The organism is Paenibacillus sp. OK003 (genome assembly GCF_900109515.1).
Lineage (GTDB): Bacteria > Bacillota > Bacilli > Paenibacillales > Paenibacillaceae > Paenibacillus > Paenibacillus marchantiae.
The window spans coordinates 94357-118880 of the sequence record NZ_FOBD01000012.1 but is presented as its reverse complement, the minus strand read 5'-3'; the positions used below and the strand labels follow the sequence as shown (position 1 = coordinate 118880).

At 43.8% G+C, this 24524-nt stretch carries 20 protein-coding genes and 1 pseudogene; 20 read left to right on the top strand and 1 reads right to left on the bottom strand.

Features of this window, described 5'->3' with window-relative positions:
- Nucleotides 1-39: 39 nt before the first annotated feature.
- The 13 genes and pseudogenes from BMW94_RS30240 to BMW94_RS19485 form a co-directional block, all read left to right on the top strand.
- Nucleotides 40-177, top strand: a pseudogene (locus BMW94_RS30240) (alpha-N-arabinofuranosidase); the annotation flags it as partial.
- Between the two features lie 314 nt (nt 178-491).
- Complete coding sequence (locus tag BMW94_RS19535; RefSeq protein ID WP_091000697.1) at nt 492-1514, top strand: ATP-binding cassette domain-containing protein; 1023 nt, start codon at nt 492-494, stop codon at nt 1512-1514.
- A complete protein-coding gene (locus BMW94_RS19530; RefSeq protein ID WP_091000618.1) occupies nt 1511-2326 on the top strand; it encodes an ABC transporter permease in 816 nt (271 codons plus the stop codon). Before BMW94_RS19535 ends, BMW94_RS19530 begins: the two co-directional genes overlap by 4 nt.
- Nucleotides 2327-2458: 132 nt before the next feature.
- Nucleotides 2459-3133 (top strand): response regulator transcription factor, encoded by a 675-nt coding sequence (locus BMW94_RS19525; RefSeq protein ID WP_091000617.1) that lies wholly within the window; start codon nt 2459-2461, stop codon nt 3131-3133.
- Nucleotides 3130-4200 (top strand): sensor histidine kinase, encoded by a 1071-nt coding sequence (locus tag BMW94_RS19520; RefSeq protein WP_091000616.1) that lies wholly within the window; start codon nt 3130-3132, stop codon nt 4198-4200. Before BMW94_RS19525 ends, BMW94_RS19520 begins: the two co-directional genes overlap by 4 nt.
- Nucleotides 4201-4491: 291 nt before the next feature.
- Nucleotides 4492-5166, top strand: a complete 675-nt coding sequence (locus BMW94_RS19515; RefSeq protein WP_091000615.1) for a response regulator transcription factor — start codon at nt 4492-4494, stop codon at nt 5164-5166.
- Nucleotides 5163-6530, top strand: coding sequence for a sensor histidine kinase (locus BMW94_RS19510; RefSeq protein ID WP_091000614.1), 1368 nt, complete (start codon nt 5163-5165; stop codon nt 6528-6530). Before BMW94_RS19515 ends, BMW94_RS19510 begins: the two co-directional genes overlap by 4 nt.
- A 229-nt stretch (nt 6531-6759) precedes the next feature.
- Nucleotides 6760-7740 carry an alpha/beta fold hydrolase gene (locus BMW94_RS19505; protein ID WP_091000613.1) on the top strand — a complete coding sequence of 327 codons (981 nt, stop codon included), beginning with the start codon at nt 6760-6762 and terminating at the stop codon, nt 7738-7740.
- Between the two features lie 44 nt (nt 7741-7784).
- Nucleotides 7785-9326 (top strand): alpha/beta hydrolase family protein, encoded by a 1542-nt coding sequence (locus BMW94_RS19500; RefSeq protein ID WP_254790303.1) that lies wholly within the window; start codon nt 7785-7787, stop codon nt 9324-9326.
- A 34-nt stretch (nt 9327-9360) separates the two neighbouring features.
- Nucleotides 9361-9891, top strand: a complete 531-nt coding sequence (locus BMW94_RS31350; RefSeq protein WP_368086925.1) for a serine hydrolase domain-containing protein — start codon at nt 9361-9363, stop codon at nt 9889-9891.
- Between the two features lie 5 nt (nt 9892-9896).
- Nucleotides 9897-11378, top strand: coding sequence for a serine hydrolase domain-containing protein (locus BMW94_RS19495; protein ID WP_368086924.1), 1482 nt, complete (start codon nt 9897-9899; stop codon nt 11376-11378).
- 292 nt (nt 11379-11670) lie between these two features.
- Entirely contained in the window at nt 11671-13851 is a 2181-nt protein-coding gene (locus BMW94_RS19490; RefSeq protein ID WP_091000612.1) for a serine hydrolase domain-containing protein, read from the top strand.
- Entirely contained in the window at nt 13848-14789 is a 942-nt protein-coding gene (locus tag BMW94_RS19485; RefSeq protein WP_091000611.1) for an alpha/beta hydrolase, read from the top strand. The genes BMW94_RS19490 and BMW94_RS19485 overlap by 4 nt, the downstream gene beginning before the upstream one ends.
- Nucleotides 14790-14892: 103 nt before the next feature.
- Here the strand turns inward: BMW94_RS19485 and BMW94_RS19480 are convergent, their stop codons facing one another.
- Entirely contained in the window at nt 14893-16992 is a 2100-nt protein-coding gene (locus BMW94_RS19480; protein WP_175480768.1) for a serine hydrolase domain-containing protein, read from the bottom strand.
- Between the two features lie 196 nt (nt 16993-17188).
- Here BMW94_RS19480 and BMW94_RS19475 point away from each other — a divergent pair, with 196 nt between their 5' ends.
- The 7 genes from BMW94_RS19475 (at nt 17189) to BMW94_RS19445 (ending at nt 24505) form a co-directional block, all read left to right on the top strand.
- Entirely contained in the window at nt 17189-17557 is a 369-nt protein-coding gene (locus BMW94_RS19475) for a hypothetical protein (protein ID WP_091000610.1), read from the top strand.
- Nucleotides 17558-17559: 2 nt separating this feature from the next.
- Entirely contained in the window at nt 17560-19278 is a 1719-nt protein-coding gene (locus BMW94_RS19470) for an ABC transporter ATP-binding protein (protein WP_091000609.1), read from the top strand.
- 192 nt (nt 19279-19470) lie between these two features.
- Nucleotides 19471-19905, top strand: a complete 435-nt coding sequence (locus BMW94_RS19465) for a MarR family winged helix-turn-helix transcriptional regulator (RefSeq protein ID WP_231952523.1) — start codon at nt 19471-19473, stop codon at nt 19903-19905.
- On the top strand, nt 19902-20960 hold the full coding sequence (locus BMW94_RS19460; protein ID WP_091000608.1) for a threonine aldolase family protein: 1059 nt from the start codon (nt 19902-19904) through the stop codon (nt 20958-20960). The genes BMW94_RS19465 and BMW94_RS19460 overlap by 4 nt, the downstream gene beginning before the upstream one ends.
- A gap of 149 nt (nt 20961-21109) precedes the next feature.
- The gene (locus tag BMW94_RS19455) at nt 21110-21232 is read left to right on the top strand and encodes a sporulation protein YjcZ (protein ID WP_079697598.1); all 123 of its coding nucleotides are present in this window, start codon (nt 21110-21112) and stop codon (nt 21230-21232) included.
- A gap of 157 nt (nt 21233-21389) precedes the next feature.
- Nucleotides 21390-23102 carry a sensor histidine kinase gene (locus BMW94_RS19450; RefSeq protein WP_091000607.1) on the top strand — a complete coding sequence of 571 codons (1713 nt, stop codon included), beginning with the start codon at nt 21390-21392 and terminating at the stop codon, nt 23100-23102.
- On the top strand, nt 23099-24505 hold the full coding sequence (locus BMW94_RS19445) for a response regulator transcription factor (protein WP_091000606.1): 1407 nt from the start codon (nt 23099-23101) through the stop codon (nt 24503-24505). The genes BMW94_RS19450 and BMW94_RS19445 overlap by 4 nt, the downstream gene beginning before the upstream one ends.
- Nucleotides 24506-24524: the final 19 nt, after the last annotated feature.

The window sequence follows — 24524 nt, the reverse complement described above, 5'->3', positions numbered from 1 at the left end:
CCGAACTTGTTTCATCTGGAGCAGGGTGAAGGTATATTCAAGTCCCCGCAGCCTTTTTTTCGGAAGAGTACGGAAAATGGAGTATATGCGACAGGGCACAATAGCTTCACAACGTCACCAGATGGTATGGAGAATTGGATCGTATATCATGCGCTTCAAATTCCATCGGGAGAGTAAGACATAAGGCTCGAGAATAGTGGAGAGGTATGCCTATAGTTACAAATATTTTGTAATTAAAAGCGAAGCAAGCAAATGTTTTAGTGACTATAGATGAAAATAATGAATTACAGGAACAAATGGTTGCTGGCCTTATGTGCATTTCATATTTTCCCAATGATAAATCCGATCCGAACCCTGCTGATGTCCATTTGGACCTTGGTGGGGTTTTGTGATTTGAAATGGAAAACGTTCCGATTCCATTCATATTCAGTTCATAAAAGTACGTTATTCTTCCCCTATAAACGATATGGGAGGAACCACAATTGACAAACATACAGCAAAGAGCAACAGGTAATGAACTTGGAGATTGGGCCATTGAAGCAGAGGGGCTTGTAAAAATCTTTGGAGATAAGCGTGCAGTGGATGGTGTAAATCTGAACGTAAAGGCGGGCACGATCTACGGCGTATTGGGTCCGAATGGAGCAGGCAAAACAACAACCATTCGTATGCTGGGCACGCTGCTTCGGCCTGATGGAGGATCAGCCAAAATATTTGGACATGATGTGGTGAAGGAGTCACATATCGTACGTCAATTAATTGGACTTACAGGACAATACGCATCGGTTGACGAGTCACTTAGTGCCAACGAAAATTTGATGATATTTTCACGGCTTCTCGGTCTTGGCCGCGCAGAAGCGAAACGCAAGACTGCTGAGCTGCTCGAAGAGTTCGGCTTGACAGAGGCGGCGAAACGTCCAATCAAAGGGTTCTCGGGAGGCATGCGGCGCCGTCTGGATCTGGCAGCAAGCCTTATTGCTCAGCCGCCGCTGATCTTTTTGGACGAACCGACAACTGGACTAGACCCACGGACACGTGCACAGATGTGGAATACCATTCGCCAGTTGGTCAAGACGGGTTCAACGGTGCTTCTGACCACACAATATCTCGATGAAGCGGATCAGTTGGCCGATCGTGTTGCGGTAATTGATCAGGGCCATGTCGTGGCCGAAGGTACGGTGGATGATTTGAAAGCCTCCGTTGGCACTGCATCACTTCAACTGCGCATCCAGGAACCGACACGGATTGAACACGCCCGTCAGATTGTAGAGCAGATCCTTCGAACAGAATCCAGCGTATCAGCGGAAGCGGGGAAGATTACTGCACCGATGGCAAATGCGAATATTGCAGCAGATCTGCTGATTGCCTTTCGTTCCGCAGGCATTGATCTGGCAGAGATGAGTGTCCAGAAACCTACACTTGATGAAGTGTTTCTCACCATTACGGGCCAAGATGCGAGTGGCAATGCGTCTCATACGTCTCAAGAATCAAAAGCAGTGGAGGAGTTGCAAGTATGAACAGTACAATAGCGAAACAAAATCCAAGCCGTAAGCTGAGAAAATACACAAGCTTTGGGCAAACTGTCCGGAATTCCTTAACGATGGCTTATCGCGGGATATTGAAGGTTAGACGAACACCAGAGCAATTATTCGATGTTACCCTACAGCCGATCATTTTCACATTGATGTTTACGTACATTTTTGGTGGTGCGATCTCGGGAAATATTCAAGCTTATTTGTTGGTCATTATTCCGGGTATACTTGTGCAGACGGTAATTACAAGCTCCGTCGTTACGGGTGTGCAATTGCGTGAGGATATGGATAAAGGGGTATTCGACCGATTCAAATCATTGCCTATAGCACGTATTGCGCCACTGGCCGGAGCATTGCTGGCAGACACGATCCGTTATACCATTGCAACGTTCCTTACCTTTACGATTGGATATTTATTGGGATATAGCCCTGCAGGTGGATTGGATCATGTTGCCTTGGCAGGATTGCTGGTTATTATTTGCGCTTGGGCCATCAGTTGGATTTTTGCTTTTCTCGGTGTTATTGCACGTACAGCGTCCAGTGTACAAGGGATTTCCATGCTTGTGCTGTTTCCGCTTACCTTTGCTTCGAACGCTTTCGTTCCGGTAGATACGATGCCGAATTGGCTTCAGTGGGTAGTTAATGTCAATCCGATATCCCATTTGGTTTCAGCTGTACGGGAATTGGCGAATCAAGGGACAATGGGCACAGACCTGGTGACCAGCCTTGCCGGAGCAGCGGTTATTGTAGCCATTTTTGCACCATTGACAGTGCGGGCATATATGCGCAGAACGTAATTGGAAATCATCAAATTTTGCTAAACAAGTGTAGCGTGTCAGGAAAGAGATGTTATGCCTTCATGGTATAAGGTCTTCTTCTTGACAGAATGTGGAGTATAAGGCAAGGTTGAAAAAATGGAGGTGGTCACATTGACAAGCATATTGGTCGTTGATGACGACCCGCATATCCGAGAGCTGGTAGGACATTTTTTACAGCAGGAGGGTTTGCACGTAATCGAGGCTGTTGATGGTTTGGATGCATTGCGATTACTCGCTGACCATAAGGTAGATCTGGTTGTTCTCGATATTATGATGCCAGGCATGGACGGATGGGAACTATGCCGCCAGTTGCGGCAGCAGACGGATCTGCCGCTCCTGATGTTAACGGCCAAAGGGGAAACCTCGCAGATCATCAAAGGTTTTACCCTGGGGACGGATGATTATCTGGTGAAGCCTTTTGATCCGCTGGTGCTGGTTGCCCGGGTGAAGGCATTATTGAAACGCTATCGGATTATGACTTCACAAGTGATCCTGCTTGGTGAACTGGTCCTGCGGGGGGATACGTTTGAGTGCAAGAAAGGCGATCAGGATATTGTGTTGCCACGCAAGGAATTTGAACTGCTGTTTACCCTTGCGAGTTATCCTGGCAAGACCTTTACACGTGATCAGTTAATCGAAAAGATCTGGGGTTATGATTACGAAGGGGACGAGAGGACAATTGATGTGCATATCAAGCGACTTCGTGAACGGTTTCCGGAGGAACAGCATGCTTTCGTCATTCGTACTATGCGAGGTTTGGGCTATCGCCTGGAGGTAAGGCAATGAAGCAGGAGGCTGGATTTCTTCGTGTTGCCACCGTCATTCTGGTATCTCTGGCCCTGTTTGCCTCCTGGACAGCAGCTTTCTACCTTACGAGATATGTGTATTCCTTTATCCCATGGGAGCCGCATGAATTGCTTGCTTTTCTGATTAATGCCATGCTTGGGTTCATTTTCTTTGGATTATGCATTACAATGATCGGTCCGCTGGTTAAAGGCAGGCAATATGAATTTTTTAATGAGATGATTTTGGCTTTGAAAAGCATTTCCCGAGGGGATTTTCGTGTGAATCTGGACCCTGAATTTGCTAACAGAAACGGGAGACAGAGAAATCCCCACCCGTATGTGCAGCTGGTTGAAAGCATCAATGACATGGCGGCAAATCTCAAAGTGATGGAAGATCTGCGTCAGGAATTCATCTCGAATGTATCACATGAGATCGGATCGCCGCTCACGTCAATCAGTGGCTTCGCAAGAGCGCTGAAAAATAAAGATATGGACCAGGAGAAACGGGAAAAGTATCTGACGATCATTGAGACGGAATGTGTTCGTTTGTCCAGACTCAGTGATAATTTAATGAAGCTCGCCGTTCTGGATTCATCCGAGCATGCATCTCACAAAACATCTTACCGCTTGGATCGGCAGCTGGTGACTCTGGTTCTGGCCTGCGAACCCCAATGGGATGACAAAAAAATTGATATGAACGTAGAGCTGGAAGAAGTTGAAATTGTTGCTGATGAGGACTTGATGATTCAGTTGTGGATCAACCTGATTCATAATGCAATCAAGTTCACGCCAGAAGGCGGAAAAATTGATGTTTTCCTTACGCAAAGTGATGGCAAGGTCAGTGTGCGTATTACTGACAGTGGACCCGGTATCACCAAGCAGGATCAGCTGCGCATATTCGAACGGTTCTACAAAGCGGATCAATCTCGTACACGTGCCTTGGGAGGCAGTGGGCTTGGACTTTCCATCGTGCATAAAATTGTAGAGATGCATGAGGGTACTATCTCCGTGTTCAGTGAACCGGGAGAAGGTGCAACATTTACTGTACAGCTACCTATCCATTCATAATCATAAAAAGGGTAATCGATGGACGTTGTCCGTCAATTGTCCTTTTTTTTCAATTAATTCGGCTATTTTTGTACAAAATAAGGTATAGAAGCGATAATCTGCAGGGTAGTCAAAACATAAGGCCATACGGAGTGAGCAATCTGCTGATTAATGATCTAATAAGGCGGGGATGCAGAAAATTTTAAAAGAATGGCGTGATTAAATTTCTTACTTGCTTTTTGCTTTTTACAAAATCAATAATAGTATAATGGTTACGACTACATGACATGGAAACAAGAAAAGAGGAAACAAATGCCTACAATACTGGTTGCTGACGATGATCCGAATATTCGTGAACTCGTTTGTTTATTTTTGAGAAATGACGGATTTGAAACGGCTGAAGCCGCGGATGGCAAGGAGGCACTGACCGTTTACGGCTCAACACATGTTGATCTTGTTGTGCTTGATATCATGATGCCTGTTATGGATGGATGGACATTATGCAAAGAACTGCGAAGAGCCAATCCTGATCTTCCATTGCTCATGCTGACTGCGAGAGGCGAGACCTGGGAGAAGGTAAAGGGATTCGAACTGGGAACCGATGATTATCTGACAAAACCGTTCGATCCGTTAGAGCTCACAGCTCGTGTACGAGCATTACTGAAACGATACAAAATCGGGTCCACGCAGACGATCCATTTCGGTAACGTCATTCTGGATCGGCAAACCTATAAGGTGACGAGAGGAACAGAGTCGCTTACGTTGCCGCTGAAGGAGTTCGAATTGCTCTATAAACTCGCTGGAACACCCGGACAAGTCTACACACGTGAGCAATTGATTGATCAGATCTGGGGCATTGATTACGCCGGTGATGATCGAACGATAGATGTACATATTAAACGCCTGCGTGAGCGCTTCGCGACAACACCCGATTTTCGGATCGAAACGGTGCGAGGTCTGGGGTACCGGCTTGAGGTTTACGAATGATTAGATCGTTATATATCCGTGTGGTCCTGACATTTCTGGTATCCGTCATCGCCGGCACGATCATTTCTTTCTTTATGTCTACTTGGATATTTGAGGACAAACTGAACGAGAACGCTCAAATCAACTTACGTAACTTTGGACAAGATGTTGTGCAGATTTACCAAACCCTTCCCTTACGCGAAGCAGAGTTATTCGTTAGTAAGATGAAGCAACTGGATTCCTACTATATTCGAATGTACGATGCAACGGGTCAGTTCCAGTCGTATGGAAAGCTTAACGGACATAAATTGGCTCCGGTGACGGAGGAGCGGCTTAAGAAAGTGTTAGACGGAGGCGTTGTCCAGGACAATCCGAACGGTATTGCGACAGTTCTTCTGGGTTTGCCGGTGAAAACGGAGATGGGAACGAAAGCAATGTTCCTGGAGACACTCACTCCCCCTTCTTCCTCCTTTGTCGTCAAATGGGCTTCGATCTTTGCAACCTGTTCATTGCTTGCAGGAAGTATTATCATTCTGGTAGCATCCATATTTTTGGTTAGTCCAATCAAAAAACTGACAAGAGCGACGAAGCGGATCGCTGCTGGAGATTTCAATGTTAAGCTGAATATCAAGCAAACCGGAGAACTGGGGACGCTGGCACGCAGCTTCGAAGAAATGATGCATGATTTGCAGCGGTTGGAGCAGATGCGCAGGGAGTTTGTAACGAATGTGTCACACGAGGTTCAATCTCCCCTTACTTCGATATCCGGTTATGCTCAAGCACTGAAACAAGTTAACCTCGCAGAGCACGAACGAAACCGATATCTTGAGATTATCATCTCCGAAGCGAAGCGGATGTCCAAAATGAGTGATAATCTGCTCAAGCTGAGTATGCTTGAATCACAGTCACAGCAACCGCAGCTTAGCACACTCAGCCTGGATGAACAGATCAGGCGGGTCATTGTAACTCTCCAGCCACAATGGTCTGCTCGCAACATTCATTTTGAGCTGGATCTCCAAGCCGTTAAAGTCTTGGCTGATCACGACCAGTTGAATCAGGTATGGACGAATATTCTCAGCAACGGCATCAAATTTTCCAAGGATGGCGGCGTGATTCACGTCAGCACCAAGCAGGATATCAAGAACGTGACCATTCGAATCTCCGACACAGGTATTGGTATCCCTCTTGAAGACCAGAAGCGCATATTCGAACGGTTTTTCAAGTCGGATCGTTCCCACAGCCGCAAGTATGACGGCAGTGGTATGGGACTTGCTATTGTTAAACAGATTGTATCGCTTCATCAAGGGGACATCCGAGTGGAAAGTGAACCTGGTCAAGGTACGACCTTTATTGTCACGTTGCCGATTACTCCACCAACAGAATAGTTAGGCTTACAGGATAAGGTGCGTATATTAGAATTTTCAGCGGATTATCTAAACCAAATTTTCAGGCCACGTTTCACATGCAAGCTTTCTTGTGTGTGAAACGTTTTTTTTTTGCTTGTTCATATTCAGTTCATATTGACGTCACGGGGAGTACATTTTCATTGGTTAAGATTACATTAGCAGCAAAGAAGAAAGCCGAACAAACAGTTCAAGACAGGAGAAGATGAGAGTGACACAACCAGAGGAAAAGAAAGCGAAGAATGGATCAAAGGCCAAGAAAGTACGAAACATTATACTTAAAATACTAGGAGCAATCGTAATCGCCATTATTTTGTTTCTAGGTATTGTTTATATCACAAATGTGATCAGTACCAATTCAGAGGCGAAAAAGATAGAGACTTACGGCCAGCACGTATCTGTAGACGGAAAAAATATGAATGTGTTAATTCAAGGCGAAGGCAAGGAAACGATCGTGCTTCTGCCAGGCTATGGAACAGCTGCGCCAGCGCTTGATTTTAAGCTGCTCATCGATGAGCTATCTCCATATTACAAAGTTGTGGCGGTTGAACCTTTCGGTTATGGATTAAGCGATGGAACTGAAAAAGAACGAACTGCAGAAAATATCATAACTGAAGTTCATGAAGCATTACAACAGCTTAACATTAACGAGTATATCCTTATGGGCCATTCCATTGCAGGCATTTACGGTATTGAATATGTGAACAAATATCCAAACGAGGTGACGGCATTTGTCGGAATCGATAGCAGTGTTTCAACACAACCGGGTATGGATGGCAAATTACCAACAAAAATGTTCGGATTTCTTAAAAAATCAGGTCTCCAAAGATTAGTGGTTAAATTGAGTGGTGACCCTTATGCTGGACTCGCATTTGATGAGCACACCGTAGAGCAGATGAAAATGCTGTCGAATAAAAACTCAAATAGTTCCACGATGTTAAATGAGATGGACCATATTGCTTCCAATTTCAAAGAAGCTCAAGGGTTAACCTTCCCTAAAGACCTACCACTGCTTCTCTTTATTCAAGCGAACAATGAAGGTGTAAAAGGGTGGATACCTTTGCATGAAGGACAGATCAAAGATTCGGTACATGGTAAAGTAATCACAATGGATGGCGAGCATTATTTGCACCATACGTTATCTAAAGAAATTGCTGAAGACTTTAGAGCATTCATGAGCGAAGCGAAGTAAATGATCCTTTAAAAGTCTACTCGTGATTTCACAGGTGTTCATTAATGAATATGAAAACCGTCCTCTGGGGCGGTTTTTCCATAAGTATATCCAATTTGGCCAATGTTCGTGATGAAAAGAGGGGGATACAAATGAGATTATTTGAAGTACTTTTAGTTCTATCCTGTTTCGCTTTGCTCGTCGATCTATTGTTTATTAAAAGAAGCGCAAAGAAAATAGGATTGGGACTGGGTATAGGAAGTAGCGTTATATTATTCGTTCAATTGTTTGTTGAGGGATACAGATGGCAGTTGCTTGTGGTATATATCATGACGGCCCTATTCATACTTATTGTTTTACTCAGACATTTCGAAAAGATGAACAATCTAAAAATAGGAAAGCTGTTGAAATATAGCTTATCTTCCCTAATCGTCATTCTACTTGTGATATCTACTGCCTTGTCTGTATACTTACCTGTCTTTAATTTGCCGAAGCCTGATGGTCCAGAGAAAGTGGGTACTCAAACCTTTCATTTTACGGACCAGAACAGAGACGAAGTCTTAACTGAAGATCAGAGCGACAAGAGGGAGTTAATGGTTCAAGTCTGGTACCCTACTGAAAACAGCAATAACCACAAGCGTGACACGCTGTTTCCAAATAACAAAGAAATGTTCAAAACGTATATTCAGAGCTTCTCTGCTTCTTTAAAACTGCCCGAATTTGTGCTCCAATACTGGAAGTATAGTAAAACCAACTCTTATGAAAATGTAGAAATATTACCTTCTGCAAGTCCTTATCCCGTGGTACTGCTATCTCATGGTATGGGAACCAGTAGAGTTCTACAAGCATCACAGGCGGAAAATCTGGCCAGTAATGGGTTTATCGTAGTGACAATCGATCATACGTACAGCACCTTTGCTACCCTTTTTCCAGATGGCCGTGTAACGGGCTATACAACAAAGATGACAACCATAGATGACCGCAGAGAAATTGGGGATATATGGACAAAAGACGTGGAGTTTGTAATCGATCAAATTGAAAAGCTGAATTCAGGTGCAATTGAAAGTCAATTCAAAGGAAAAATGGATTTAAATAACATCGGTGCGATGGGGCATTCTTTTGGGGGGGCTACGGCGTTTAATGCAACGTATTTGGATCCTCGAATCAAGGCCGGGGTTAATATGGACGGGTCACTGAATGAAGTAGAAAATAGAGATGATATAAACAAGCCGTTTATGTTCATCAGATCGGGAAGTTTTAAAGACTGGTTAGTTAATTTTGAAAATGATAGAAATTCGGATGACGAAGTAAATAAATTTCTTTCAGATGAGCTGCACATTATGAAAAATGTTATCAATCATGGGGGAAATGTGATTTATGTAGAAGGAACCCAGCACTTTAATTTCACGGATCTTCAGTTCTATTCGGAGCTGATTAAACTGTCCGGGATCACAGGAGACATCAATGGTAAGAGAGGATCAAGCATCGTAAATCAATATGTACTCGATTTCTTTGATAAGCAATTGAAAGGAACGGGTGGAAATCTGATTAAGGGACCGAGCGACTTGTATCCAGAGGTGAAATTTATAGATCCAAAAGAACTCTAATCAACCAAAACATTTAAATCAGGAGATGATGTGAATGGGACGACAAGAGGGAAAACGAATGTCAATCACCGCCTTAACTCTGGTGATAACGATGTTAGCTCCAATGTCAGTCATGGCCGCATCAGCTACAAGTAACAGCAACGATCTAACGTATGAACCAACCAAGAAAATAGTGGCGGAGAAAGCCAAGTTGCTCACGGAGAAGTACGGTACGACCAGTGTGCAATATGCATTAATCGATAGTGGGGAGATTGTGGTGTCCGGTCAGACAGGCAAGAACGATCTAAAGGACAAGGTGCCGCTTACTTCAAACACGATCTACGGCATCGGTTCAACCAGTAAAATGGTGCTTACCACTGCTGTAATGAAGTTGGTTGACGAAGGCAAGATTGATTTGGATCTGCCTGTTGTAAACTACATCCGTGACTTTAAAATGAAAGATAACCGCTACAAACAAATTACACCACGCATGCTGTTGAATCATTCTTCCGGTCTGCTGGGCAGCACGGGCAGCAATGCTACATTGTACGGAGATAATGATACGTATTCACATGATACGTTCTAGATCAATTGGCGATACAGACTCTAAAAGCTGATCCAGGAGAATACTCCGTATATTGTAACGATGGTTTTACATTAGCGGAGATTCTAGTGGAAAGAGTTAGTGGCATGGGCTTTACTCCATTTATTCACAAATATATTACAGAGCCTCTGGACATGAAACATACCAAAACACCACAGGATGTGGTTGACCCGGCAGACATGGCGGGCATCTATTCTCCTTTGGTTGAAGGTCAGCTTCCACAAGAGAAATATAATATCATTGCTACTGGTGGCATTTACTCTACCGCTGAAGATCTTGTGAAATTTTCACAGATCTTCACGGGCGAGGTCGAAGGCATTCTTTCCAGTAAGTCGGTAGAGGCCATGGCGCAAGAAGAATACAAAAGAGGCCTGTGGCCGGAAGATAGCGATAGTTCTATTTCGTACGGGTTAGGGTGGGATAGTGTGAACTTGTTCCCATTCAGTGAATACGGCATCAAGGCCGTTACGAAAGGTGGAGATACGATATCGTATCACTCCTCATTAATCGTACTGCCGGAATACAATCTGGCTGCAGCCGTTACCTCATCAGGTGGGACAAGTGCCAAAGATCAGTTCATTGCGAGTGAATTATTGCTCAGCGCACTGGAGGAAAAGGGCATCATTACAGAACGGAAGCCAGAAAAATCATTTGGGGTGCCAGTAAAGGCAGATATACCTAAAGAAATAGCCACGTATGCAGGTATGTATGGCGCCAATAATTCGGTTAAGAAGATCGAAATGAATCATGCTGGACAAATGATTGTATCCACTCTAACAGCTCCGAGTGATTCGGCTCAAACATACACATATACAGCGGATGGTACGTTTGTTAATGATGAAGGCACAGAAAAGTTGAAATTTGTTTCGGAGAAGAACGGAAGTACGTATCTGTGGTCTCGATCTTATATATCCTTGCCAGGACTTGGGCAGTTGGCTTTCTCAGAATATACAGCGGAGAAGCTGGAAGCCAATGAATTATCCCAGGGTGTTACCGCCTCGTGGAAAAAGCGTGAAGGTAAAAAATATTACGTGGTGAATGAGAAATATACATCAACGGTATATCTGCATTCGTCACCAATTCTCCCCATTCATACTGATAAAGAGACTCCAGGGTATGTGTCCAATATTAAGATTATTGGAGCAAACGAAGCAGTCAATGAGCTGCAGATCCCTGGCATGGCTGGACGAGATACGATGGACATTCATTTCTCCCAAAAGAACGGAGGAGAGTATCTTACATTTTCAGGTTATGTATACGCCAGTGAGGAACTGGTGAAACCCATCTATTCGGGTAAACAATCCGCAACATCCATTCAAGCAGATGGATATGCCAAATGGTTTTCGGTACCCGCTACTGCGAAAGGAAAAGTCATGACAGTGAAGTTTCCTGCCAATGGAGCCTTTGCTGTCTATGACCAGACCGGAATTTGTATTATCACACAGTGGTCAGCGGTAAGAATAAAGTAGTCTTACCAGAAAACGGTCGCATTGTATTTGCAGGAGAGGTCGGTTCCAAGTTTGAAATTTCATTGAAATAGACGAAGTCTTTATCCCCTTTAAGTGTCTACTAAAAGGGGATATTTTTATGGGGAAAAAAGGAAGGATCAAGGATCGTAAATCATCATGTATTCGAATTATTTTGCCTATTAATACTCAGTTCATATAGACGTCACGAAGAGTACATTTCTATTGGTTAAGCTTATTTTAGTACCAAAGCTAGGATACTTTAATAAAGAGATACTGACAGGAGAAGATGCAAATGATACAACAAGAGAAAATGAAAGTGCTCAAGAGAACAGTCAAAAAACGAACTTCAATTGCAGCTTTAACGCTAGCGTTAACCATGTTAGCCCCATTATCTGCAATGGCCGCACCGGCTGCCATGAACAACAGCAACCCTACGTATGAGACAACAAAGAAAACCGTAATCGAAAAAGCTAAATTGCTGACGGAGACGTACGGTACGACGAGTCTGCAATATGCGCTCATTGATGGTGGAGAGATTACGGTGTCCGGTCAAACGGGGAAGAACGATCTAAACGACAAGGTACCTCTTACTACGAACACGATCTATGGCATTGGTTCAACCAGTAAAATGATGCTTACAGCCGCTGTAATGAAGCTGGTTGATGAAGGCAAAATCGATTTGGATGTGCCTGTTGTGAACTATATGCCTGATTTTACAATGAAAGATAAACGATACAAACAGATTACACCCCGTATGTTGCTGAATCATTCCTCTGGTCTTCTGGGCACCTCAACCAGCAATGCCACATTGTACGGAGATAATGACACGTATTCACATGATACGTTTCTCGAGCAATTGGCGAATCAAAACCTGAAGGCAAATCCTGGCGCATACTCAGTCTACAGCAACGATGGCTTTACGTTAGCTGAAATTCTGGTTGAAAGAGTGAGCGGCATAGGTTATACCGCATTTATACACCAGTATTTTACGGAGCCTTTGGACATGAAACATACCAAAACACCACAGGATGTGGTTGATCCGGCTAATATGGCAGGAATCTACTCTCCTTTTTATGAGGGACAGCTCCCAAAAGAGAATTATAATGTTCTCGGTACTGGAGGTCTGTATTCCACCGCTGAAGATCTGGTCAAATTTTCACAAATCTTCACGGGAGAGGTCAATGGTATTCTTTCCAGTAAGTCGGTAAAAGCCATGGCGCAAGAAGAATATAAAAGAGGCATGTGGCCTAAGGATAGCGATACGTTGATGTCTTACGGGTTGGGGTGGGATAGTGTGAACTTGTTCCCTTTCAACGAATACGGCATTAAGGCCGTGATGAAAGGTGGAGATACGTTATCTTATCATTCTTCATTCGTGGTACTTCCGGAATACAACATGGCTGCAGCCGTGATCTCTTCAGGCGGAGCAAGCATAACCAATCAATTCATTGCGAGTGAGTTATTACTTAGCGCACTTGAAGAAAAGGGCATTGTTAAAGAACGGAAGCCGGAAAAATCATTTGGTGTACCTGTGAAGGCTGAAATGCCTAAAGAAATATCCAAGTTTGCAGGTATTTATGGTGGCAATAATTCTGTTACGAAGATCAAAATAAATAAGGCTGGACAAATGATGGTCTCCTCTCTCACGGCTCCAAGTAATCCGGTTCAAGAATACACTTACACAGCGGATGGTACTTTTGTTAACAGCGAAGGTACAGAAAAGTTGAAATTCGTTGTGGAGAAAAATGGGAATACCTACCTGTGGTCTCGATCGTATATATCCGTTCCAGGACTCGGGCAGGTGGCTCTCTCAGAGTATAATGCGGAGAAGCTTAAAGCCAATACGTTACCCAAGGAGACTAAAGCTGCATGGGCAAAGCGTGATGGTAAAAAATACTATCTGGTGAATGAGAAATACACATCCATGCTGTATCTTAATGCTACATCGATCTTGCCTATCCAGTTGAATAAAGAGAATCCAGGGTATATGTCTAATAATAAGATTATTGGAGCAGGCGAAGCAGCCAATCGATTGCAGATTCCGGGTTCTGCCGGACGGGATACAATGGACATTCATTTCTCCAAAAAGAACGGAGTAGAGTATCTTACATTCTCAGGTTATGTATACGCCAGTGAGGAAATGGTGAAACCAATTTATTCGGGTCAACAATCCGCAACAACCATTCAAGCAGATAGATATGCCAAATGGTTTTCGGTACCCGCTACTGCGAAAGGAAAAGTCATGACAGTGAAGTTGCCTGCAAATGGAGCCTTTGCTGTCTATGATCAGAACGGAATCTGTATTAATCACAGCGTGGTCAGCGGTAAGAATGTTGTTGTTTTACCCGAAAACGGTCGTATTGTATTTTCAGGTGAGGCTGGCGCCAAATTTGATATTTCACTAAAAAGTAAGATGAATGGAGTTTCAAACATTTCTACAACAATCAAACTGAGCAGGAGACAATCATCATGATGAAAAAAATATTAAGCATTTTGCTCAAAATATTCGGAGCCATAGTTATCTTAATCACATTATTTATCGCCACTGTCTTTATTGTTAATGTATTTAGCAACAAATCGGAGGAAGGGAAAATTAAACCCTATGGTCAGTCCGTAGCGGTTGACGGGAAAAACATGAATGTGTTGATCCAAGGAAAAGGTGAAGAAACCGTGGTATTGCTTCCCGGATATGGAACACCTGCCCCGGCCCTTGATTTTAAACCGCTCATCGATGAGCTATCCCCATTTTACAAAGTTGTCGTCATTGAGCCTTTCGGTTATGGATTAAGTGACGTAACTGAAAAAGAGCGTACCACGGAAAATATGGTTAGTGAGATTCATGAAGCGTTACAGCAGCTTAATATTGATCGTTACACGCTTATGGGTCACTCCATTTCCGGAATTTACGGACTGGACTATGTGAACAAATATGCAAACGAAGTAAATGCTTTTGTTGGGATTGAGAGCAGCGTTCCAACGCAGGGCGGCAACGATGCTCCATTTCCAACTGAAACATACAAATTGCTTAAAAAATCAGGATTCTACCGATTGTTAATGAAACTGGCCCCTGATCAACTGATTGCACCCGACGTTGATGATGAAACCAGAGAACAAATTAGAATGCTTTCACTCAAAAATACGTTTAATCCGAACAACCTGAGTGAAGGTGAAAACTTTGCTCCTAATTTCAAAGTAACTGAGAACTTGACCTTCCCCAAAGATTTGCCTGTCATTTTCTTTTTACAAGCGAATGATACCGAAACGGAAGCATGGATACCATTGCATGAAGAGCAAGTCAAAAATTCTGTACATGGTAAAGTGATGACATTCGAAGGCGGACATTATTTACACCATACCCGATCCAAAGAAATAGTTGAAAACTTCAGGAAGTTTATGAATGAAGTGGAATAAACTTAGAATAAACCTAGTATCTTTCAGAATGGATTTCAGAAAGAACGAAACGTCCGTTCCCCTGTAGAACACTAGGGAACGGGCGTATTTTTCATACTCATTATTATTTATTGGTTAATGAAATTTCGAACCTTGAACCAGCATCACCAGCAAATACAATCGTACCATTTTCAGGTAATGTAACTTCATTTATACCACTAACCACGGTATGATTTGTACTGATACCCGTCTGGTCATATACAGTGAAAGCACCTTTCGAAGGCATCTTCACCGTCATCAATTTACCTGCAGCTGCTGCCGGTATCGAATACCATGTCGCATAACCATTCGTTTGAATCGTTGTCTTCGATTGTTTCCCTGAATAGAGTGGTCTCACTAGATCTTGACTGACGTAGACCTTTCCTCCTGCTGAAACGTATTCCACGCCGTTCTTCTCGAAGAACTTATATTCCATCGTATCCCGGCCCGCCAAGCCTGGAATCTGCAGTTGGTTCACGGCTGAATTTGCATCCATAATTTTATTGGTATACACATAACCTGGTGCCTCATCGAACATATGAATAGGGATGATCGGCGTTGCACTGTCATATACCGTTGAGGTGTATTTTTCATTCACCAGGTAATAAATGTTGCCTTCGCGCTTCTGCCAAGCGGCTTTTACATCTTCGGGTAATGTATTGGTTTGAAGTTTTTCTGCCTTGTATTCCGAGGAGGCGATCTGTCCAAGCCCTGGCACCGACTGATACGAGCGGGACCACAGGTAGGTGTTCCCGTTATCCTCTTGGGCAAATTCTAACTTTTCTGTACCTTGCTCGTTCACGAAAGAGCCATCTGAGGTATATGTATACTTTTGTTCCGTACTGTTCGGCGACAATAGCAGGGACGTTGTTAATTGCCCTTCATCAGTCACTTCCACCTTTAATAACGAGCTGCCGACAGCCCCATAAATGCCTGCATCCTGCGTTAGTTCCTTCGGCATGGTTGCTTTTACAGGTACGCCAAACGATTTTTCCGGCTTCCGTTCTTTAATGATATCTTTTTCCTCTAGTGCGCTAAGCAACAGCTCGCTCGCGATCAATTGGTCGGTTGTGCTTGACCCACCTGAGGAGGTAACGGCTGCAGCCATATTGTATTCCGGAAGCACAATGAATGACGAATGATACGCAATCGTATTCCCGCCTTTGGTAACGGCCTGAATGCCGTATTCGCTAAATGGAAACAAGTTCACACTATCCCAGCCTAACCCGTACGAAATCGATGAATCGCTGTCCTTTGGCCACACGCCTTTTTTGTACTCTTCTTGCGTCATCGCTTTTGCCGACTCACTGGAAAGAATACCTTTGACCTCTCCCGTAAAGATTTGCGAAAATTTGACCAAATCTTCAGCAGTAGAGTAAATGCCTCCAGAGCCAATCATGTTCGTGTTCTCTATTGGAAGTTGTTCCTTATGCAGCTGCGAATAAGTTACTGCCATTTGGTCAGGGTCGACCAGATCCTGCGGCGTTTTGGTGTGGTTCATGCCCAAGGGTTCGGTGAAATTCTGTTGGATGAAATGGCTAAAGCTCATGCCGCTGACCTTCTCGACCAGAATTTCAGCTAGTGTAAAGCTATCGTTACTATACACGGAGTAGGCTCCCGGATCTGCCTTCAAATTTTGCTCGGCCAATTGATCCAGAAACGTATCATGTGCATAGGTATCATTGTCCCCATACAGTATGGCACTACCGCTTGAGGTCCCGAGAATCCCGGATGAATGATTCAGCAGCATACGAGGTGTAATTTGTGTGTAACGCTTGTCCTTCATCTTGAAATCCGGGATATAGTTTACAACCGGCACATCCAGATCAATCTTGCCTTCATCAACCAGCTTCATCACAGCGGCGGTAAGCACCATTTTACTGGTTGAACCGATGCCATACATTGTATTGGAAGAAAGGGGGATACGGCCCTCCGGGTCGTTTTTGCCTACTTGTCCGGAGATCACGATCTCTCCTTCATCCATGAGTGCGTACTGCACACTTGTTGTACCATATGTTTCGGTAAGCAGCTTGGCCTTCTCCATCACCGCTTTTTGGGTCATATCATACGTAAGGTTATTGCTGTTGCTGCTTGCTGGTGCGGCGAGAGCCGACATTGGGGCTAACATCGTTAACACCAGGGTTACGGCGGCGAATGAAGTTCGTTTTTTCAGTGTCAATCTCATCTTCTCCTGTCTTATCTGTGGATTGGGGATCTCTGTGGTGGTACGTAAGCTAGTGTACTCTAGGACGGTGAACTGAATATGAATTGGCCCAGAATAAAATGGAAAAATACGGTTGACAGAAAAATCCCTTACGTATACAATCGTATACATAAATAATTTGTATACAAATGTATACGAAAATGGAGGTGCTTCACAAATGAGAGAAAGACATATAAATGAGAACGAACAACCTGATCGCCATGGCGAGCGATCCATACGTGGTCGCGGGGAAGCTGAGCAACAAGGTGAACGTTCCAGACGTGGGAGAGGACATGGAGAGCATCACGGAAAACGGGGTAATGGGGCACAAACGTTTCGTCGTGGAAGAATTCTGGTCTTTTTGGAACAAATGCAGAATCGGAGAGCTACGTTGGCCAGACAGCTTGGCCAGGAGGAGTTTCGGAATATTCATCAGATGATAAGTGGTGAACTGAAAGCCATTGATCAGGTGATTGATGAATACATCCAACTTTTTGAATTGCAAAATGAAGAAGAAAGCCCTAATCAGGATCTGGAGAGTGAATAAGAATGGTTCGTCGTTTTTTCTCGTATTATCGTCCTTACAAAAAACTGTTTTTAATTGATTTTGGTTGTGCTGTACTAGCTGGTCTGCTAGAGCTGGCATTTCCACTTGCTGTAAGCAAATTCATTAATGAGTTGCTGCCAGGTCAAGATTGGCCGCTCATTATTCTCGCTTGTGTCGTACTGTTATCGATCTATGCGCTGAATACCGTCTTGAATTATGTTGTGACCTACTGGGGACATATGCTAGGCATTAACATTGAGACCAACATGCGTTCGAAGATGTTTGCTCATTTGCAAAAGCTATCCTTCCGGTTTTTCGATAATCGTAAAACAGGTCATCTGATCGGTCATCTTACGAATGATCTTAACGATATTGGCGAGGTGGCTCACCATGGACCGGAGGATGTATTCATCGCGATTATGACATTAATCGGATCTTTCTGGCTTATGGCGAACATTAATTTAGAGCTTGCACTAATTACCTTTGTCATTATTCCGATCATGGCCTGGGTTATTATCGTGTTTGGTGGGCGCATGACAAAGACCTATCGTCGCCTCTTCGGCGATGTAGGGAACTTCAATTCCCGTATTGAAGACAACGTAGGCGGAATTCGTGTCGTTCAATCGTTCGCTAACGAAGAGCATGAGAAAAAACTATTTTCCGTAGACAACGAGAACTTCCGTAAAACAAAGCTGCTTGCTTACAAAACGATGGCGAAGAGTATATCGGTCAGCTACATGATGATGCGTCTGGTTACTGTGTTCGTTATGATTAGCGGTGCCTGGTTCTTTATCGATGGCAGAATTGATATGGGTGATTTCATGGCATTCCTGCTGTTATCCAACATCTTCTTCCGTCCGATTGAAAAAATTAACGCTGTAATTGAAAGTTATCCGAAGGGGATCGCCGGATTCAAGCGTTACCTGGAAATCATTGATACCGAACCGGAAATCGCTGATGCGAAAAATGCCGTTGAGCTAAAAATCGTGCGTGGAGATATTCGCTTTGAAAATGTCTCGTTTGGTTATGAGCAGAATCGACGTATTCTGAATAATATCAGTCTGTCCATTAACCCAGGGGAAACCGTTGCATTTGTGGGTCCTTCCGGTGCAGGTAAAACGACCATTTGCAGTCTGCTTCCACGATTCTATGAAGTAGAGGAAGGTCGGATTACTGTTGACGGGATGGATATTCGTGAGGTTCAGCTGGAATCATTACGCAGACATATCGGTATCGTTCAACAGGATGTATTTCTCTTCTCAGGCACAATTAAGGAAAATATCGCTTATGGCGATTTAACGGCAACAGACGAGCAAATCTGGGATGCAGCCCGTCGTGCATCCTTGGAAGAATTGCTTCTTACTTTGCCAGAAGGGATCAATACGGTCATTGGTGAACGCGGTGTCAAACTTTCCGGAGGTCAGAAACAGCGCTTGTCCATTGCTCGCATGTTCCTGAAAAATCCACCGATTCTCATCCTGGACGAAGCAACGTCCGCTCTGGACACCGAAACCGAAGCATTAATCCAGAAGTCCCTGGCGGAACTGTCAGTGGGTAGAACAACCCTTGTTATTGCACACCGACTGACAACGATCAAGAATGCAGATCGCATCCTTGTAGTCAATGCGGATGGCATCGCAGAGCAGGGGAACCATGAGGAACTGGTCGCTGCCGGAGGCATATACAGCAGACTTCACCAGGTGCAATACAGCCATTCTTAATAGCCAAAAAACAAACCGTGCATTTGCGCGGTTTGTTTTTTTGTTTTTCAATAAAGTGACATTCATTTGAACTATAAAGTTCATCAATATTATATATTGTTGACAACGTCCACTAAACTGATTATTATAATGTTGACAATGTCCACTAAAAAGGGAGGATTTCACATCGACTCTCAGCAAATAAATGCAGATATGTTGACTGAAATGCGGCGTTTTAACCGTTTTTATACCAATATACTCGGTGTACTCGATAAGCATATCCTGGGAACGGGATACTCCTTCGCTGAAGCAAGGGTCATTATTGAAATTGGCATTCAAGGGGAGAGCATTGCGAACAATCTGGTGGATACACTGACCATTGATCGCAGCTACATGAGCCGAATAGTAAGTAAACTGACCAGAGAAGGGCTGCTGATGAAAGTGGATTCAGCTGCTGACAGCCGGGTTAGTTTGATTCGCCTGACTGAGAAGGGTCAGGAGCTTTACGGCGAGTTGAATGAACGTTCAGATCAGCAAATTGTGAAGTTAATGCAAGGTTTGGATGAGGAAGAGATCAGAGAAGTTTACGCTTCCATGATGAATATTCAGGATAAGTTGAACAAAAGAGCAGGAGAGACAAGACGATGATACGATTCGAATGTGATTATAACGAAGGCGCGCATGAGCGCATTTTGCAAAGACTGATTTCAACAAACATGGAACAAACGAGCGGTTACGGTAAAGATGCCCATTGTGATCGGGCGAGAAGTCTCATTCGACAAGCTTGTAAAAATGAACGGGCGGATGTGCATTTTTTGGTTGGCGGTACACAGACAAATACAACGGTTATTGCCTCCATTTTGCGTCCATACCAAGGCGTGATTGCAGCGACTTCGGGCCACATCGCGGTCCATGAGACGGGAGCGATCGAAGCCACAGGTCACAAAGTGATCACGGTACCAAGCGAAGATGGAAAGATCACGGCAGATCAGGTCAAAGCGGTCTATGATGCCCATTGGAATGATGCATCACCTGAACATTGTGTCCAGCCCGGAATGGTTTACATATCCCAGCCTACCGAGAATGGCACGATGTACAGCAAGGCAGAGCTGCGAGCATTATTTAATGTAAGCCAACAGTGTGGTCTCCCGTTCTTTATTGATGGGGCGCGTCTTGGGTATGCTCTTGCTTCCCGAAATTGTGATATGACTCTCGCGGATCTCGCCCGCCTATGTGATGTATTCTATATTGGCGGAACCAAGATTGGAGCATTGATGGGAGAAGCGGTAGTCATCCTGAACGACAAGCTCAAGCCAGATTTTCGTTATATGATCAAACAAAAAGGTGGCCTGCTTGCCAAAGGCAGATTGCTGGGGATTCAGTTTGAAACGCTATTTGAAGATGGTCTGTATCTTGAAATATCCCAGCATGCGGTGGACATGGCTATGTTGATTCATGATTCGCTCGTGGAGCAAGGTATTCGTTTCCTATATGATTCACCAACCAATCAGCAATTTCCGATTCTGCCAGATGATCTGCTTCAGGATTTACGCACCCGTTACTCGTTCACATTCTGGGAAAAGGTGTCCGATACACACAGCGTCGTTCGTTTTTGTACCAGTTGGGCAACCCAGCGTGCTAATGTCGATTCACTGATTCGTGATATTTCCCAGGCTCTGAACAAATTAAAAGTTTGTGTGTAACTCCTATGTTTGATGAAGCAACATACTTACCAGTACGGAATGAAGAACTATGGATGATAGTGCCCTTTTTTGATGATTATGTCAAAAGCCTTGTCAATAAAGCAATAATTGAATACCTTATGACATAACACAAAAGAGGAGGAGATTACATGAGTGAAGTAGGATATGGAAATGTTGGAGGTCTTGGTGGATACGGTGGTTTCACATCCATCGGTGCAATCCTTGTTCTGTTCATCTTGTTGGTCATCATCTCTAAAGCTTTCCTGGTTTAATTCCTGTACCTTAATACAACTCTGCTGGCATTTCGCTGGCAGGGTCTTTTTGTCATGATCACAATTTGAAAGCGTTTGACATATAGAATTATCAATCTATAATTATGTAGTTATGCATTCAACATAGAATGGATGAAGTTAAGGAGAATAGGTTGGAATGACACTTAAAAAAAGGATCTTTTTGCTGTTTTTTCTCAGTGCGTTTATTCCCTTCATTAGTATATTTGCAATTTCCTACTACACCATTGATTCCATTTTTGCGAACAAGATCGATGATGGCATTCGGAGCAATTTACAGCAGGTGACTTCATCACTGGAGAATTCGATCACCAACCTGAATCATGTTACTCAGCAATTGTCTTACAGTGGTACATTAGGTAAAAAGTTGGATGAGGTGTTGAAACCATCCTCCAATATATTTGAATTGATTGAAACGCGGGATGAATTAAAGAGCGAATTAAATGTCGTAACGTTTACCAACCCGAATATAGGTTTGACATTGTATTATTTTCAGAAGGATAGCTCCACACAGTTTGGAAACTTTCCCATAAAGGATCGTTTTGCACCCGAATCTTTGCCTGTACTCTCCAAAGCATATGGGATCACCTACTTTGGTCCTCATGTCAGTATGAACCGGTTTGATGATCAACTCGTCTTATCCGCCATGCGGAAGGTAAAATTACCCCAGAGGGACGATGTTTATATTTACGTCGAATCCGGTTTTCACCTTGCGCAGGATATATTGGGTTACAATCAGTACAAAGGAGATTTATCCCACTTGATCCTCGATGGAGAGGGAAACATTGTGTACAGTGAGATTCCAGAAGCGATGAAAGTCGGGGAGAATTTCTCCAGCTTATCGAATGGTACAGCATCGGACGGAATAGCTCGCGGTCATCATTGGTTCAGACAGGACTCCACTCAGAACTGGAGCGTTGTGTCGGTGATCTCGCAGGCCAAGTATCAACAGGAGAAAAACCAATGGCTGCTTCAAATATTACTGGTCGCTTTATTTTTCCTTGGATTTACGGTATTTCTGGCTTGGTTGCTGTGGAAGATGGTTTATAAACCCCTCGGTCTGTTCCATTCGCAAATCAACGGCATGTCTCAAAATCCACAAACGGCAGGCAGTCAGACACGCACGCAAATTCCCGAATTTGATTTTCTGTTAGGCGAATTCTCGAATATGCAGCATCAAATCGGTGACCTCTTTAAAGAGGTCCAGCAGAAAGAGAAAATTCGTGCAGACCTTGAAGTAGAGAAGCTGTTGTATCAGATTAATCCTCATTTTTTGATGAATACGCTGGATACGGTGCACTGGCTGGCGGTAATGAATGGACAAGGGGAGATTGACAAGCTGGTGCAGTCCCTGAATAAGTTGTTGTACTACAATTTGGGTAAATTAGGACAGGTTTCCACGATGGAAGAGGAAATTGACGCGCTTAGACAGTACTTGATCCTGCAGCAAATCCGATATGATTTTGAATTTGATGTGCGTATTTCCGCTGATGAGCAAGTGCTTCAAATACCTGTACCTCGTTTTATACTACAGCCGTTGGTTGAAAATTCACTTTATCACGGACTGAGCGACGAAGGTTTTATTCAAATTGAAGTTACACGCAAAGAAACGCTAAACATTATGATTCAGGATAACGGAGCAGGCATGACGGAGGAAGCGATTGAGAGACTTCTAAACAATCGTGTAGCTGAACATCAAAAAGTAGGGATGGGCATTGGGCTCAATTACGTTCACCGCATGTTAAAAGCACAATACGGTGATCAAGCTCAACTGGTGATTGAGAGTGAATTGGGCACAGGGACAAGCATATTGCTTATACTTCCGATCAAAGGAGAAGATATCTCGGCATGATTAAGGTATTGATTGTGGATGACGATAAATTGGTACGAAAAGGAATAAGCTCCGCGATGCCGTGGAACGAGTTCGGCATGGAGGTAGTTGGAGAAGCAAGTAACGGGGCTAAGGCATTGGATTTTCTGGAATCCAACTCGGTAGATCTGATGTTAACGGATCTGGCGATGCCGGTAATGTCTGGCATTGAACTGATGCGCGCTGCAAGGCAGCTCTACCCCGAGCTTCATATTGTCGTGCTTACCCTTCATCAGGATTTCGATTATATCCAAGAGGCGCTTAGGCTGGGAGCGATCGATTATATAGCCAAAGTTCAGCTCGAGAAGGAGCAGTTCGAACATGTGCTGAATCGAATACATACCCGGATTGGTGAGCTCGCGAATACAAGACGAAAGCTGCCGCAGCTTGGTGAAACTAATATCCATTACCGTAAAGTGTATGCTCTAGTTTCACTGGACCGAAAGTCCGGCCAGAATTGGCCCATTGGACTCGAATCCAATGTAGACGAGGTCCTATTTGAAGTGGAACGGAACAGCTGGATGTGGGCGGCATCCCTGGATGGAGAGGATCAGCTATTCGATAGATTGAAGGGATACTTGGATCAAATTCCCCAAGGAGCCCTACTGGTGTTGTCTGATGTTCAAGAACGGACATGGACGCAAATTCAAAACTGGATTATAAACTATACAGAAACGTCCTTATTTTATGCGTATGAACCCCAAGATCCGGTTATTGCCGTTTCCTTGAATGAACAAGACACTTATCCAACAGAACCTCAGGATGAGGACATGGATCGAATTAAGCGAAGTTGGTTTCTATCTCCGTGGACGCATAACGACAATTTTTATAACCAGCTTGTTGAAGAGTTTAAATCCCTAAGGCTGCAAAAAGGGCAATTGATGGGATTACTGTATTCCCTGGTCATGGAGTGGAACCATCTTTTTGCCCAGACTACGCTGGGCAGAATCTCAATGATCCATTCTTTTCAATCCTGGTACGAAGTGGAACAGTGGATCAAGCAGACCTCTGAGAGTATTCGAAAGGCGGATGAACAGAGTTCGTATTCTCAGGAAATGATAGATGGTGTGAAAAAAGCCGTGATGATTATGCAAAATGATTTGGATCAGGCTTTTACAGCTTCAGGGCTGTCCCAGCAACTCAACATTAGTCGAAGTTATTTCAGCCAATGCTTCAAGGACATCATGGGAAAAACCTTTAATGATTATTCCCGACATATCCGAATGGAGAAGTCGAAAGAGTATTTATTGAACACAAACAACACGATTTTCTGGATTGCAGAGCGGGTGGGTTATACGGATGAGAAATATTTCAGCCGAATCTTTCGCGAACTGACAGGCGTGCTGCCTAGTGAATATCGACAATTAGGCAGAGCGGACAAATAGTGTACGCTCCACATAACCG